Source organism: Paenibacillus sp. HJGM_3 (assembly GCF_045062745.1).
Classification (GTDB): Bacteria; Bacillota; Bacilli; order Paenibacillales; family NBRC-103111; genus Paenibacillus_AA.
On record NZ_JBJGED010000013.1, the window covers coordinates 143,632 to 158,821 of the forward strand.

General features: G+C 49.8%; 11 protein-coding genes. 9 read left to right on the forward strand and 2 right to left on the reverse strand.

What is annotated here, in order from left to right:
• Window positions 1-87 precede the first annotated feature (87 nt).
• The 3 genes from ACI5FR_RS16200 to ACI5FR_RS16210 all read left to right on the forward strand — a co-directional run bounded on the left by ACI5FR_RS16200 (window position 88) and on the right by ACI5FR_RS16210 (window position 3,721).
• Window positions 88-1,095, forward strand: coding sequence for an ABC transporter ATP-binding protein (locus ACI5FR_RS16200; RefSeq protein WP_405456042.1), 1,008 nt, complete (start codon window positions 88-90; stop codon window positions 1,093-1,095).
• 17 nt (window positions 1,096-1,112) lie between these two features.
• Window positions 1,113-2,822, forward strand: a complete 1,710-nt coding sequence (locus ACI5FR_RS16205; protein WP_405456044.1) for an ABC transporter permease — start codon at window positions 1,113-1,115, stop codon at window positions 2,820-2,822.
• A 224-nt stretch (window positions 2,823-3,046) separates the two neighbouring features.
• Window positions 3,047-3,721 (forward strand): DUF4386 domain-containing protein, encoded by a 675-nt coding sequence (locus ACI5FR_RS16210; protein WP_405456046.1) that lies wholly within the window; start codon window positions 3,047-3,049, stop codon window positions 3,719-3,721.
• A gap of 78 nt (window positions 3,722-3,799) precedes the next feature.
• On the opposite strand, the gene ACI5FR_RS16215 is transcribed toward ACI5FR_RS16210, so the two are convergent.
• Window positions 3,800-4,681: a helix-turn-helix domain-containing protein gene (locus ACI5FR_RS16215; protein ID WP_405456048.1), complete on the reverse strand. Its 882-nt coding sequence runs from the start codon at window positions 4,679-4,681 to the stop codon at window positions 3,800-3,802.
• A 302-nt stretch (window positions 4,682-4,983) separates the two neighbouring features.
• Between ACI5FR_RS16215 and ACI5FR_RS16220 the strand changes: the two genes are divergently transcribed.
• From ACI5FR_RS16220 to ACI5FR_RS16235, 4 genes are all read left to right on the forward strand, one after another.
• On the forward strand, window positions 4,984-5,898 hold the full coding sequence (locus tag ACI5FR_RS16220; protein WP_405456050.1) for a phytanoyl-CoA dioxygenase family protein: 915 nt from the start codon (window positions 4,984-4,986) through the stop codon (window positions 5,896-5,898).
• A gap of 200 nt (window positions 5,899-6,098) precedes the next feature.
• Window positions 6,099-7,424, forward strand: coding sequence for an alpha-galactosidase (melA, locus tag ACI5FR_RS16225; RefSeq protein WP_405456053.1), 1,326 nt, complete (start codon window positions 6,099-6,101; stop codon window positions 7,422-7,424).
• Between the two features lie 107 nt (window positions 7,425-7,531).
• Window positions 7,532-7,972 (forward strand): enolase-like domain-containing protein, encoded by a 441-nt coding sequence (locus ACI5FR_RS16230; protein WP_405456055.1) that lies wholly within the window; start codon window positions 7,532-7,534, stop codon window positions 7,970-7,972.
• Window positions 7,973-8,002: 30 nt separating this feature from the next.
• A complete protein-coding gene (locus tag ACI5FR_RS16235) occupies window positions 8,003-10,156 on the forward strand; it encodes a Sip1-related alpha-galactosidase (protein ID WP_405456057.1) in 2,154 nt (717 codons plus the stop codon).
• An 18-nt stretch (window positions 10,157-10,174) separates the two neighbouring features.
• Here the strand turns inward: ACI5FR_RS16235 and ACI5FR_RS16240 are convergent, their stop codons facing one another.
• Window positions 10,175-11,032 (reverse strand): helix-turn-helix domain-containing protein, encoded by an 858-nt coding sequence (locus ACI5FR_RS16240; RefSeq protein ID WP_405456058.1) that lies wholly within the window; start codon window positions 11,030-11,032, stop codon window positions 10,175-10,177.
• 181 nt (window positions 11,033-11,213) lie between these two features.
• Here ACI5FR_RS16240 and ACI5FR_RS16245 point away from each other — a divergent pair, with 181 nt between their 5' ends.
• Together ACI5FR_RS16245 and ACI5FR_RS16250 are read left to right on the forward strand one after the other, a co-directional pair.
• A complete protein-coding gene (locus ACI5FR_RS16245; RefSeq protein WP_405456060.1) occupies window positions 11,214-12,026 on the forward strand; it encodes a phytanoyl-CoA dioxygenase family protein in 813 nt (270 codons plus the stop codon).
• A 263-nt stretch (window positions 12,027-12,289) separates the two neighbouring features.
• Window positions 12,290-15,001, forward strand: a complete 2,712-nt coding sequence (locus ACI5FR_RS16250; RefSeq protein WP_405456062.1) for a discoidin domain-containing protein — start codon at window positions 12,290-12,292, stop codon at window positions 14,999-15,001.
• Window positions 15,002-15,190: the final 189 nt, after the last annotated feature.

Consider the following 15,190-nt stretch of genomic DNA (forward strand, 5'->3'; position numbering starts at 1 on the left):
GGAAATGAAAAACACTGCATATTGGTGGCTCCAATATGCAGTTGTTCTATACGATTTTAAATAGGGATATAGGGGTATGGGGGATATATGATTACATTTCGAGATATTCAAATTAAATTCGGTCATTTCCATGCGATCCAAAACCTCAATCTGCAAATCAAGGAAGGGGAGTTTTTCACCTTTCTGGGTCCGTCAGGTTGCGGGAAAACGACGATTCTTCGCAGCCTCGTTGGATTTATTACTCCGACGAGCGGTCAAATCAAGCTGAGCGACCGGGATATTACCCATGTGCCTATCGAAAAAAGAGGCATCAGCATGGTGTTTCAAAGCTATGCATTGTTCCCGACAATGAATGTTTATGAGAATATCGCCTTTGGCATGCGAGTCAAGAAGGCTTCGAAGGCCGAAGTAGACCGGGAAGTGAGGGACATCGCCCAGAAGGTGGATCTGAAGGAGGAACAGCTTTTCAAAAAAGTGTCAGAGCTGTCCGGCGGCCAACAGCAGCGGGTAGCGATTGCCAGAGCGCTGGTGCTGAAACCGAGTATTCTGGCGCTGGATGAGCCTTTATCCAACTTGGACGCCAAGCTTAGGGTACAACTGCGCAATGAGCTGAAGAACCTTCAGAAGAAGTTCGGGATCACGACGATCTATGTCACTCACGATCAGGAGGAAGCGTTAACGTTGTCGGATCGGATTGCCGTGTTCAACAATGGAATCGTAGAGCAAGTCGGCACCCCGCAAGAAGTCTATAACCAATCCCAGACGGAATTTGTTTGCAACTTCATAGGCGATATCAACAAGATCGATCCGCGGATCATTCAAAATAGTCGATTGAAGGAATATATAGATCCAAACAAAGTAGCCTATATCCGCAACGAAAAGGTGAGCCTGCTTCCCTTGCCGGATCAACATGCCGTGCAACTGAAGGGGAGGATTGTCGATCAGGAGTTTTATGGACTGTATAGCAAATATGTAATCGAGGTTTCCGGCGGAGGGCTGCTGAAGACCATAGAGAAGGAAAGCGGGCTTGCTCCCAATCAAGTCGGTGACGAGATTACTGTCTATATTCAAAGCAAAGATATTCTGCAGTACTAAGGGAAGGAGGACATGTGTTGAACGCAGAGAAATGGAAAAAAACGATAGCCTCTTTTAATCCGACTGCCTTGCTTTTTTACGCTCTGATTGCCTGGTTCGTTGTTGCATTCCTGATCTATCCGAACATTAACATTTATTATGAAATTTTTTTTAAGGGCGGCAAATTTTCATTCGAGGCGGCCGAGAAGCTATTGTCATCCGAACGAGCCATGAGAAGCTTGTATAACAGCTTCATTCTAGCCATATCCCTTGTATTTACGGTCAACATTGTTGGCGTTACGCTAGTATTGATCTCGGAATATTTTGATATCAAGGGTGCAAAGGTATTAAGGCTTGGCTATTGCTCTACCCTAATCTATAGCGGCGTCGTACTAGTGTCCGGCTATAAATTCGTATATGGGGAGAACGGTTTCATGACCAAGCTTCTCGCCAGTCTGTTTCCGTCCTTTGACACGACCTGGTTTCATGGCTACTGGGCCGTACTATTCGTCATGACCTTTGCCTGTACGTCCAACCATGTCCTGTTTCTCAGCAATGCGATTCGGAAAATCGATTTTCAAACCGTAGAAGCGGCGAAAAATATGGGGGCTTCTACCTTTTACATTTTATGGCGGGTTGTTCTTCCGGTTTTGAAGCCTACGATGTTTGCTCTCACGATTCTGATCTTTCTGACCGGTCTCGCCGCAACGTCCGCTCCCTTGATCTTGGGCGGAAGAGAGTTCCAGACGATCACGCCGATGATTCTAACCTTCTCGAACAGTGTGGCATCAAGAGACCTGGCTGCACTGCTGGCGCTCATTCTCGGTCTCGCTACTTTAATTCTGTTGACCATCATGATCCGGTTTGAACGGAAAGGCAACTTCATGTCCGTTTCCAAGGTAAAGTCGGAACTGGTCAAGCAGAAGATCAACAATAAGCTTGGCAATATTGGCGCACATGTTCTGGCGTACTTCCTGTTTCTCCTTTATCTCATTCCGGTCGTTCTTATTGTGGTCTTTTCATTCACGGATGCACACAGCATATCTACAGCAACGCTGGACTCGAATAGCTTCTCCTTGAGCAATTACATTCAAGTGTTTTCCAAAATGTCGGCGTTCAAGCCTTACCTTGTGAGTATTCTGTATGCCGCTGCCGCATCGATAACCGTTGTAGCTCTGGCTTTGGCCGCGTCTCGAATTTTGCATAAGTTTAAGAATAAATGGACCTTTGCCTTGGAGTATGCGCTGCTGATTCCTTGGATGCTGCCTTCCACTTTAATCGCAATCGGGCTTATCGTCACCTTTAACACACCAAGACTGATCATTTGGAACTCCATTTTAGTGGGAACGGTCTGGATGCTGTTTCTGGCCTATGTGATCGTCCACATTCCGTTCACCCTGCGAATGGTGAAAGCGTCCTTCTTCAGCTTAGACAGCAACCTGGAGGATGCGGCGAAAAATTTGGGCGCCAAGTCCTTCCATACGTTCAGGAAGGTATTGCTACCCATCATACTTCCCTCAACGCTTGCGGTTCTTGCGTTGAATTTCAACGGAATTTTGGCGGATTACGATTTGGCCGTATTCCTCTATCATCCGCTGTACCAGCCGCTTGGTATTGTGATTAAGAACAGTACGGATGCGCAGGCTTTGGCAGATACGAAAGCCTTAACCTTGGTCTATTCCGTAGTTTTGATGATCATGTCCAGTATCACGTTATATTTCGTTTATGGAAGAAAGAGTAAATCTTAATCTTAGTTAATCGATATCGTCGGCACTGATGATAACACAATGAATCAAACCCATCTTCGGCATAACCGGAGATGGGTTTGTGTCGTTTGATGCCCGTTCAACGATGGAATGGTGTCATCGCTACAACAGTCGGCTTTTGGCCTAACCATACTAAAGTAGCTATTTTATCTTCCCTTTTCCTGCTATTTTATTACAAAAGGTAGGTATTACAGGGGAGGTTAAATATGCCATCAAACGGTAGAAGGTCTGCAGTAATTACTGGAGTGTTATTAATAGCCGGGATGGTTGCAGGTATATTTAGTGTTGTTCCTGTTATAGATGGAGCAGACTACCTTGTCAAGGCTTCTACAAATGAAAATCAGGTACTAATAGGAGCATGTTTTCAGTTGTTAATGGTTGTTGCATACGTTGGTATTCCGATTTCGATGTATCCGATTTTAAGTAAGCATAATAAAGGTTTAGCTCTTGGATCAGTTGCTTTCGGCACTATTGCGGGTGTATTCATTATTATTGGGGTAATCATTCTTCTGTTGCTATTGACATTAAGTTACGAATTTGAAAAATTTGGAACTCTGGATGTATCGTATTTTCAGACCATAGGTGGATTGTTACAGGCAGCACGTGATTTGGCGAACCATGTGGCCATCACACTGGCATTTGTTTTGGCTATGCTCTTGTTTAACTGCATATTTTACCAAACAAAACTAGTTCCGCGTTGGTTGTCTGTTTGGGGTCTTATTGGATCTACATTGTCCATATTGGCAAGCTTATTATTTATGATTCGCTTCATCGGTCTGGATGCAACTTACATGATGTTGAACATTCCAATAGCCTTTCAACAATTGGTTTTGGCTATATGGCTAATCGTTAAAGGATTCAATCGGGCGGTACAGGAATGAAATCCGTACCAATACCTTTTGCTTGAGTCCGTCCCTATTTCTAGCCATCGTTCTCCACCTCAGCCTCTTAGTTCCACACTATAATTCCTGATGAGGGGTACGACAACTATTCTGACACAGGGGCAGTCTAAGCACTTTTTCGCGATATGCGGTCGGACTCATTCCGTAGCGGGATGTGAACTGTCTGGAGAAGTAATAGGGGGACTCGAAGCCGACTTCATAGCTGATATCCTTCACCTGACGCCCGGATAATTCCAGAAGCTTCGCCGCCTTCTCGAGACGCATTCGAAGCAAGGAGCCCATGACGGTTTCACCAAGCTGCTCCTTGTACAGATGGCATAGATGAGAGACGGACAATCCGAACTGATTGGAGAGCTGCTCCAACGAATGCTGCTCGTGCAATTTTTCGGCAATGTATTTCACGACCCGATCAATTCTTTCATCCACAGCAGGGACGTACATGATCAAGTGTTCGCGATAAAGCAGGATCAGTATTTCGGACAATGCGTTCATCGCCAATTGGTGGTGCATCATTTCTTTATGAGTGCTGTCATAAATCAGTTTTTGAAAGGCGACCTGTATTCTTTGCCTCGTTTGGTTGTCTTTCACATGGAGGTTGATCAATTTTTCAGCCGTTCTAGGCAAGTGAAGCCACTCGTTCCATTCCGGCAGCGGAACGAAATGTACCCACTGAATCTCCCAAAGGCTGTCTTTGGCTGAAGCATAATGATGCGGAATGCCGGGAGAAAGAATCACGACGTCGCCTGCTCGGCAAGTTATGACCTCCTTTGTAACCCGAAACTCCCCTTCACCCGAAATGGTATAAATGAGAAGCCAATCTTTGGTTCCCGCGGATCGATGCCCACAGTATCCATATCCCCTTTGGAACTGGCTGGCCAGCAAAACGCCGTGCAGCGGCGACTCCGTCTCTTTCTCGAAACGGTGTAAATAATCGTTCATCTTGTCTATCCCCCCCCTTAAAAAATTTTAGCGCTACTCTTTTGCGACCGTCAATATCATTCTCGTAATGCATTGCAAGATTGTGTATGAGTTTGACTTCTTGCCCGAAGTAGTATTCATTCCTGGACATGCAGCACTCGAGCTTGCATGAGATCAACAGGGAACGCTTATAGGCTTGGCAGAAAAGTGAAATCGGAAACATCATTGTTACTTTAAGCTACTTACTTTCGCATACGCTTCTCTTATACTAAAGCTGAAATCGGCCGATTTGCAAAAATGATGCGTTGGGGAGAGCTGATCAAATGGCAGTGCAAAACGTAAAAATGCCGGATGTGGATGCGCTTAAGCAGGCATGCCTGACCGACGAGCAAGCGCAGTTTTTTCTCGACAACGGGTTTCTCGTCATCCGCAACGTGCTTGTCGGCGAGGAACTGAGGCTGGTGCAGGACGAAATGACGAAGCAGTACGATAAAGGAGTGGCGGGCGTAGAAGACGACCCGGATTACGCGTACGGCACAGGCGTCAAAACCGGTCAGAAAGTGATCAGACGGATCGAATACGTCATTGACAAAAGCGATCCGATGAAGGTACTGCTCGGTCATCCGTTTATTTTGCGTTCCGTCGAGAAGCTGCAGGGCAACAATTTCATTCCGACGTGGGATTCGATGGTGCTGAAAGCGCCGAACGAGGGCATTATCGTGCCGTGGCATCGCGACGGTGGAGTCATTAACGGCTGCACCGATCCTCGCCCGATTTTCAACGTCGATTTTTATTTGGACGACGCCGATCTGAAAACATGCCTGTGGGTCATCCCCGGCAGCAATTTGTGGACACAGGAGGAAGCTCTCGAGCGTTGCCGCCGTCCGAGGTTCGATACGTCGGATGCCACTCCGGTGCCGATGAAGTCGGGAGACGTCATCTTCCATAATACTCTCGTGCTGCATGGCTCGCCGGACGGCGACGGCAATCCGCTTCGCCGCACCATCTATTACGAGTTCCGTCCGGGAGAGGTCGAAGCCCAGTGGGGCCCGCACACGCTCGAATATTTGCCGTTCAAGCAGCAGGTGCTGCTGGAATGCATCGAGCGACGGAAGCAGGCGCCTTACGCTCAGCATGAAACGTCGTTCGAGTATCGTCCGACAGGCGCCCATGCCGTCTCCAGCGTGCGCAAGCCGGATACGTTCCGCTACCCGCACCAAATGTTTTGGCGACGGTAGCTCACACGAAATGAAGGGCCGTCCAGAGACTAACAGCGATTGTGAGGGAATGTTCGATGATAGACAGACGATACAACGATGTTTACAAAGACGGACGCAACACCGGATCGCCTTTCCGCTGGGGGATCGGGGCAGTTCAAAAAGTCTTATGCAGCAACCGCGAATGCCGAGGGGCTATGATAAACTAGGAGGTTTCCAATATGACAAAATTTGCATTTATCGGCGCGGGCAGTTTCGCTTTTACAAGGAAATTGGTTTGTGACATTTTATCGTTTCCCGCATTTGCAGACAGTACTATTGCGCTGATGGATATTGACGCCGAACGGCTATCATTTATCAAGCAGGCGGTGGACAAAATCGTTGAGGCCGGCAAATACCCTGCCAAGGTAATCGCAACACAAGACCGAAAAGAGGCGCTTCTGCATGCAGACGGTGTCATTTGCACCATCCTTTCCGGGAGTGTGGACGTATGGCGGCATGATATTGAAATTCCGATGAAATACGGGGTCGATATTAACGTCGGTGATACCAGGGGACCGGCGGGCATATTCAGAGCGCTCCGAACTATCCCCGTTATGCTGGATATTTGCCGGGATATTGAAAGGTATTGCCCGGATGCGGTCTTTTTAAATTACACGAACCCGATGACGATTTTGTGCGGAGCGATGCAGAGCTATACCAATGTTAATGTAACGGGTTTATGCCACAGCGTGCAGGGCACAGCCAAAATGCTGGCCGGCTGGATCGGCGCGCCGATGAATGAAATCACTTATTTATGCGGCGGTATCAATCATCAGGCCTGGTTCCTCGAGTACAAGTGGAAAGGCAAGGATGCCGTCCCGTTAATCCGCGACGCCATATTGTCCCGTAAGGAAGTTTACAACGAGGAGCCCGTCCGGAACGAAATGTTTTTGCATCTCGATTACTATGTGACGGAATCGAGCGGCCACAATTCCGAATATAACGCCTGGTTTCGAAAAAGACCCGATTTATTGCAAAAATATTGCGATATCGGCACAAGCTGGAACCCCGGAAAACATGCTTTTATTTTAAATCATTATTTGGAAAGAAAGGATACGTGGAAGGACGAAATTCTGAAATGGCTTGATCGGGAATCGATCGATATTAGCCGGGGACACGAGTATGCGGCGGACATCTTTAACGCGATACTCGGCGACGGTACGATGTTCAAATTTAACGGAAATATTCTGAATCGCGGCTATATCGAAAACCTGCCGGAGGACTCCTGCGTCGAAGTGCCGATATTAGCCTCGAAGAGCGGTCTGGAGCCGAACCATGTCGGAACACTTCCGCCTCAGCTGGCCATTCTGAACGGAATTAACGCCCAATGCGAGCAGCTCGCCGTGGAAGGATCCCTGTCAGGCGATCCGCGCAAAATATTTCATGCCATCTGCCATGATCCTCTGACATCCGCGGTTCTAAGCTTGCATGAGATCAAACAAATGGTGGATGACATGTTCAAAGCAAACGAGGATTGGCTTCCGCAGTTTAAGCATATGTCATGAACCAGTAAGTGTATCTCTCGATTTCATTCGAAGGACGAAGGGGCGTCCATCCAGACTTTCCGGGATCTCGGCTCTTTTCAAGAACTTTGCGAAAGGGTGGAAACGAAATGAAGATTACCGATATTCGAACTTATATTCTAGGAAATCCGTGGAAAAATTGGTTGTTCGTTCAGATGGATACCGACGAAGGGATCATCGGGCTCGGGGAAGGGACGTTAAACGGATTTGCCAAAACCGTGGAAGCGGCCATTCACGAGTTGAAGCATTTGGTTATCGGGACGAGTCCGTTCGATGTGGAAACGATCGGGTTGAAACTACTTCGCGATGTGTATTCGGACGGTGGGCAAATTCAAGGCTCGGCGCTTGCCGCCATCGAAACGGCTTTCTGGGATATTATGGGAAAGGCGGTGAATCAGCCGCTTTACAAATTGTTAGGCGGGCGGTGCCACGACAAATCTGCGGTGCTATGCCAACGGTTGGTATCGCGGTCCAAGGTCGCCGGAACATTTCTTCGAGAAAACGAAAGCCGTATGAAATTGGCAGGTTGACCCAATCCAATTTCAAAGGAGAGCATTGATGTGTTCTTGTTCCATAAGGCTACAGCGTCTATACAGTATCAGGGTACGCCGGCAGTTTCTCTTCGCGGTCTTGCAGTCACAGCGGTTATCGACGTCGAAGGTGAAATTGCGCTTAAGCTGAAAACGACGGAAGTGACCCCGCTTGCGGAGGCTATCGTCGAATACCGGTTGCATTATGAAGATGAAAGCGGTGATATCGGAGCCGAGCTGCGAATGTCGGGCTCGGGCCGCTTATTGACCGTATCTGTCGATGCACAGATCCGTAACTTATCCGCCTATCACACGCAGCGCAATTTTGCGGCTGAAGCCGGGATCCGCCTGACGATCGGAGGAATCGAAGGACTACGCGGGCTGATGGCGATTGCCAGGCACAAGGAATGGTGGACGCGCCCCCATTTCGAACTGGATATCCGCAAGCTCCCGTCCCGAACGCAAGCATTGTTATGGAAAACGGACGGCGGATACGGCTACCTTCTCCCCTTGTGCAATGGAAAGTACCGAACGGATTTGGCCGGAACGGATCAGGGAATGTCCATTCTTGTCTCCGCTCTTGAGGCGGGTCACGAGCGCATCCGCACTTGTGCCTTCGTGCTTGGAGCGGACGAGAATCCGTATCGGCTGGCTGCCGATGCCGTTCGGGAAGGTTATAACATACGCGAGAGCGGCGGGACGCCTCGAGCGGAGAAAGCTTATCCCGAGATCATGGAATACTTGGGGTGGTGCAGTTGGGACGCCTTCTACAGCGACATCAACGAAGAGGCAGTAACGAGGAAGGTTGCGGAGTTCAAAGCAATGGAACTGCCGGTGCTCTGGGTCATGATCGATGACGGCTGGTCGGACGCGCGTGATAAAAAGCTTTGTTCGTTCGCGGCCGACCCGGACAAATTTCCCGGAGATTTGGGGCAAACCGTCCGCCGTTTGAAGCAAGAATGCGGCGTTCGCTGGGTCGGCGCATGGCAAAATATTGCCGGATACTGGAACGGGATCGATCCGGACAGCGTCATTAACAAGGAATACGGCCAGTATTTGCATAGGACGCGGAAGGGCCTGCTGGTTCCGGATCCCGACGCAGGGAAAAGCTTCGCCTTTTGGCGGGAATGGCATTCCCGACTGAAGCGGCAAGGGATCGATTTTGTCAAGGTGGACAATCAAAGCTCGCTTCATGGCTACATTGGCGGCGATCAATCGATCGTTAAATCGGCCGAATCCGTTCATGGCGGGCTGGAAGCGTCAATTGCCCTGCATTTTGGAGGAAGCGCGATCAATTGCATGGGCATGGCAACCGAAAATGTGTGGAATCGCAGCGTCACATCCGTATCCCGCAGCAGCAACGATTTTCTTCCCAAGCTGGCGAACGGCTTCGGCGAGCATGCGCTGCAAAATGCGTATAACTCGTTTTATCATGGGCCCTTCTATTGGTGTGATTGGGATATGTTCTGGACCGAACATCACGATTCTGCACAGCATGCGGTGCTGCGCGCCGTGAGCGGCGGACCGCTCTACTTCAGCGACGGACCGGGAAAGACGAAACCCGATCTCGTTCGCCCGTTGATCTACCATGACGGGCGCATTATCCGATGCGACGGGGTCGGCCAGCCGACGGAGGACTGTCTGACCGTCAACCCGGTGCAAACGCCTTTGCCGTTAAAAATATGGAACAAGGCGGGCGGGAGCGGAGTGATCGCCGCGTTTCACATTTATGATGGAGAGGAGATAGTGGAAGGCGATGTCGGGCCCGTCGATATTCCCGATCTTGCCGGACAATCGTTTTTTCTATTCGACGCCTTGGCGAAAACGGTGCGCCGCATGACTGCCGATGAGCGTATGACGGTAAGGCTTGCTTCAAAAGAAACGAAGCTGTTCCTTATGGTGCCTGATACCGGCGATTTTACGGCGATCGGTCTCATGGATAAACTGGTCGCCTGTCATGCCGTTCTGGAAGTTCGCCAAAGCAATGGTACGGTGAAGGTCAGGCTTCGGGACGGGGGGGTCTTCTTGTTCGTTTCTGTGCGGCAGCCGATTCGCGCAAGCATCGACCGTAAGCGGGTTAGTGTTGAAAAGCTTGATGACGGAACCGTTAACAACGTATATCGGATCGATTGTTCCGCCAAGAGAGGCGAAACCTGCATCACGATCAAGTGCGATAAAACATGACCGGATGCGAATCATCAGCTAGGAATAAACCAGATTGGAACAAAACTGGGTTAAGGTTTGCCCGGTTTTTTTCTTGAACATTCGGCCAAAGGTCTGCACGTCCGAATAACCGACGCGTTCGGCAATTTCGCTGACGGTATAGTTGCTTTGAATGGCCAGCTCCTTCGCCTTGTTGACGCGAAGCCGCGTCAAGTACTGCTTTGGCGACATGCCTACATGCTTGCGGAATAGAGCGAGGAGGTAATTCCTGCTGAGACCCGACACTTGCTCCAGCTCCTTGATTTGGACGTCGCGGTTGAAATGGTCATGAAGATAATTCTTTACAAGCACCAGCTTGGGAATATTGAGCGAATGGCTGCTCGACCGGGCGTCATCATTCTCGTTCCACCGCGCCGCTTCGGCAAAAATTTGCATCAGCAGCCCTTGGCAGAGGATTTGATGAAGGAGTCCGGGTTGGCGATAATGGCTGACAAGCTGAGCGAGCATTTTATCGACCGGATGGTCGGCATAGTTGCCGAGCAAATGATTTCCGCGGAACAGATCGTCATAAGGGAACGGCTGCATACCGAAATGAAACACAATAGAGATGCATACATAAGGAACCTCGTCCACTGGGAGGATAGAGTGACGCTCATGCGGACGATGGAACAACAAATCCCCGCGCCGCGTCTCGTAATGCCGGCCGGCAACCGGATAATAGGCAAAGCCGTCAACTACATATTGCAGCACGAACTGAGTCAATTCCCGGTCGCGAACCAACCATCCCCTCGGAGCGTGGAACATGTGGGCAAGCGTTATATAAGGCGGGAAAAAATAATCCGGCAGCTTGCCGATCGTATCTGCAGGCGGCATAGAGACTAATTCAAAATGGTTCATCAGCAAATCCATCTTTCATCCGGAAAGTTCAAACCGATTATAGCACGAAGGTCGGACTGCGGTAAAAGCCCATTTCAGATAATTTGCAAGATAATGCATGGAACCAAGAAACCAATCCATTCCCGGCCATATTTCACTAAGCTACAATTGACTTAACAGAGGGAAAGGTGGTACTGGAAAGATGGATGAACAGACGGTAAAGAAGCTATCATTGGAAGAACAGGAAAAGTTTGCGCGAGAAGGTTATCTCGTTGCCAGACAGCTGCTTCGTCAAGAAGAAGTCGAGGAATTGCTGCAGGAAATGATGGGACTGAATGAACAGATGCGGCCTCAAGGACAAATCAATTCGGTTCCAGGCGCTCAAGTCGATCCGCTCATCATGTATCCCCGTATTTTATATCCGCATCGCAAAAGCGCCGTTGCGCATAAATATATGCTGCATCCAAGGGTGATGCATGTGCTCGGCGGTTTATTTGGCGAAGAGCCGCTGGCCGCACAAAGCATGATGTACTTCAAGCCTCCGGGAGCGCGAGGCCAGGCGCTGCATCAGGATAACTACTATTTGCGGGTAGAGCCGGGAACCTGTATTGCCGCTTGGGTGGCGCTCGATGCTACCGACGAAAGCAACGGGGGGTTGGTCGTCGTTCCGAGAACGAATACGCTGGAAATTCAATGCCCGCATGAGGCTGATTTGACGAAATCTTTTGTCAACGAAGAAGTGGATCTCCCTGAAGGAGCGGTTATTGTTGCAGTAACTATGCAACCGGGCGATGTATTGTTTTTCAATGGAAGCACTATCCACGGGTCGTTTCCGAACGCAACCTCCGATCGGTTTCGCCGGTCGTTTATTTGCCACTATGTGGGGGAATCGACACTCAAAATTGGCCGTCACATTAATATGGATTTATATACCCGCACTGGCGAGAGAGTATCGCGGGAAGGCAATGACAATGCCGGTCCATGCGGCACGGCGCTCGTCGGGGAAGCACACTGAGCTCCCCGTTTTTTTTCGAAGCAGGCTCAAACAAGTTCCAAGCTCCTGGGTTACAGGGGCTTTTTTTCATTTTTGCAAGATCATGTATGAGAAAAGTAATCTCGTTCATTTAAATGATTTTTTGATGAATTAAAATAGAATTAACTTTGGCGGATCAGATTACTTAGCCGTCAAGGCAGTTCAGCTGCAGGAGGTGATTCGTTCTTCCAGAGGTGTGCAGCAAAGATCGGCACAATAAATCATATTGAAAGGAACGTGTAGAAATGAACAAAAAAGGATTTCTTGCTTGGCTTTCGCTGCTGCTCTCGTCTTTATTGTTTGCATCTTATGTAAGCGCTTCAGGTGAAGTGTTGAGCGTCAATGCGAGCAGCGCGACAACAATCGAGCAAGCTACCGGGAATCAAGTTCGCAGCTTCCCTCACGCCTACTCGATCGATTCGCTCGTAAACGGCAAAATTGTCAAGAAGGTTTTCGTTTCCTTCGCCAGGAATACCGATCCTCCCCAGGGACCGTCCATTGACGCAGTCCGGGTTTCGACGGACGGCGGACAAACGTTTCCCACCGTTATCCAGGATCTCCAAACCATGAACATGATCAAGAAGCGGGATGGCTCCATTGTCTCAGTCCGATTCGATACCTTTCCGGTATCCGGCAACCCGTATCAAGTGACGTCAACGTATTTCACTTCCACTAATGACGGCGTTAATTGGGAGCAGCCGGACGGGGTAGTGCCGCTAACAGGCACTGTGACTTCGGGCAGTCAAATTGATTGGCTGAAATTCCACAGGGGAATCATTGAGCTGAATGACGGTTCGTTGCTGGCGCCGTTGTACGGCAAGTATGTAGGCGATACGAAAAGCCGCTCCGTTCTGGCCAAGTCGACGGACGGCGGAGTGAATTGGAATATTATTACGACCATAGCCTATAATCCGAATTTGTACGTTACGACTGACACAGCGTTTGAAGGCTTCGATGAAACGAGCATCGTCCGCTGCGCCGACGGTACGTTGCTTGCAGTCATGCGGGTCGGCAACACCAGATATCCGCTCTACCAAAGCCGCTCCAACGACAACGGCGCTAACTGGTCGACCCCGGTCAAGCTTCCCGGTCAACCGGACAGCAATATTTATAGTGTCGATCCCGCTCTCCTGCTGATGCCGAACGGCATTCTCGTGCTGAGCTACGGACGTCCGGACAACAAAATATTGGTGTCCGAGGACGGCAATGGAACCACCTGGACGAATATGACAACGACCTATACGGCTACGTCCAGCGACAACACGGGAATCGCCGTCCTGGATACAAACCGCCTGATTCAGGTCGGCGACACCGGCGCGAGCTGGAACTATGATTTGACCCCGTTTCCAAGTCCGAATCCGTTCAGCATATGGAAAAAGACGATCGACATTGTGCGGAATCCGCTCAATAAAATCGATTTGAAAAAGAAATACGAGCAGGGGAAAATCTCCGTCGCCACCAATATGAACCTGACGGACGCGGCGCACCCGGAAGCCAGGGTGGAAGCGGCATTCGACGGCAGCACGAATTATTGGGCCAGCGCGTTCAAGGACAATACGGCAGGTACCGCTACATTCACGATCGATCTTCAGAAAAACTACAAGCTCTCCAATCTGGGGGTCAGCCTGAAAACCGGGTATGCCGAATCGGCCAACATCTATTTCTCGCAGGACAACGTTCACTGGGGCGATCCGGTTAAAACGTTCACCAACAAAACGCATTATGCTATGGAGTACACGACGTTCGGCGTACCGATTACCGCCCGCTACGTGAAATTCGAAAGCACAAGCCCGGGAGCGGGCAGCGCATTAAACGAAATCGAGCTCTACTCGGCGGACGATACGTTCGAGAACGATTCGCTCGGGCCCCAAGGCTATACGAACTTGTCGCTTGCGATGGTGGCCGGTTTCGGCTATGAAAGCAGAAGGTCGCTGCGGTTGGATGACAACAGTACGGATGCAATGGCAAGAGCGACGAAAATCGTTAGCGACGCCACGCTGAGCAAAACGCTGGAGTTCTACGTAAATCCAAGCGCCATCTCGACCGGAATCCTCTTCGACGTCTTGGGCCAAGTCACGTCAGGCACCACAACGATTTATCATCTGTTGGTTGGCACGGACGGCAGCTTGTCGTACCATAATGGATCTGCATGGAACCTCCTTGCCGGAACCGCGGGTACGATTCCGCTTAATACATGGAGCAAAGTTCGCCTCGATGCCAAATTGACGACTGCAAGCTTGTATGTCAATGATTTGCTGAAAGGGACTATAACTACCTACGTGCCGGCTGCCAATGTATTGAAGCTCGATGGTTATACGTTTGCAAGCGGAGGAACGGGGACGACGGGAGACACTTTCTATGTAGACGACGTTTCGTTCCGGGAGTTCAACTCGACGACCGATACGTTTGAAAACGGAACGGTCGGTACTGTGCCAGCAGGCTATCAGGATGCGAGCCTGACCGCCTTCGTTTCGACGGACAGAGCTTTTGCCGGTACGAAGTCGCTGCACCTGAATGACAATTCCGCAACCGCCATAGCGGCGGTAAGCAAGTACGGGGATGCAGCCGACAGTAAGGTCTTGGAGTTCCAGTTATCCCCAGCTGCACTTGCGAGCAGTTTTCTGTTCGACATCTTGGGGCAGGTTACATCAGGCACTGCATCGGTCTATCACTTGGGCGTATTTTCGGACGGAAGCGTCCATTATTACAATGGATCCGCTTGGGTCCCAATTGCCGGCGTGAACACCGTTGCGTTAAACGCATGGAACAAAATTCGAGTGGAAGCCAATCGCACGGCCGCTAACGTTTATGTGAACGATACCTGGATAGGAACGGCAGGTATGTATGCCAATCCGGCGAACGTACAGAAGCTGAACGGAATTAAATTTACAAGCGGAGGAACTGTCCCGGTTGGCGATGACGTTTATGTCGACAATGTCATCTTTGGCGGTTATTGATAGCGAGAATTTGATTAAGCCGATGTCTCGATCGAGCGGGCGGGTGCGGCAAGCCCCGCCTCTCGCATCGCTTGGCGCATACGGATTTGCACCAAGGGTATCCGGATTTCCAGTTTGTGAATGAATCGCAAGATCGTGCATGTGTTCAAGAATCTAATCCATTTCTGCTTCCGCCCCTCTTGGGTACAA

Excerpts from the sequence above, each read along its gene's own strand:
- ACI5FR_RS16200 (WP_405456042.1), top strand. The coding sequence starts at position 88 with ATGATTACATTTCGAGATATTCAAATTAAATTCGGTCATTTCCATGCG.
- ACI5FR_RS16210 (WP_405456046.1), top strand. The coding sequence starts at position 3,047 with ATGCCATCAAACGGTAGAAGGTCTGCAGTAATTACTGGAGTGTTATTA.
- ACI5FR_RS16215 (WP_405456048.1), bottom strand. The coding sequence starts at position 4,681 with ATGAACGATTATTTACACCGTTTCGAGAAAGAGACGGAGTCGCCGCTG.
- ACI5FR_RS16220 (WP_405456050.1), top strand. The coding sequence starts at position 4,984 with ATGGCAGTGCAAAACGTAAAAATGCCGGATGTGGATGCGCTTAAGCAG.
- melA (WP_405456053.1), top strand. The coding sequence starts at position 6,099 with ATGACAAAATTTGCATTTATCGGCGCGGGCAGTTTCGCTTTTACAAGG.
- ACI5FR_RS16230 (WP_405456055.1), top strand. The coding sequence starts at position 7,532 with ATGAAGATTACCGATATTCGAACTTATATTCTAGGAAATCCGTGGAAA.
- ACI5FR_RS16240 (WP_405456058.1), bottom strand. The coding sequence starts at position 11,032 with ATGAACCATTTTGAATTAGTCTCTATGCCGCCTGCAGATACGATCGGC.
- ACI5FR_RS16245 (WP_405456060.1), top strand. The coding sequence starts at position 11,214 with ATGGATGAACAGACGGTAAAGAAGCTATCATTGGAAGAACAGGAAAAG.
- ACI5FR_RS16250 (WP_405456062.1), top strand. The coding sequence starts at position 12,290 with ATGAACAAAAAAGGATTTCTTGCTTGGCTTTCGCTGCTGCTCTCGTCT.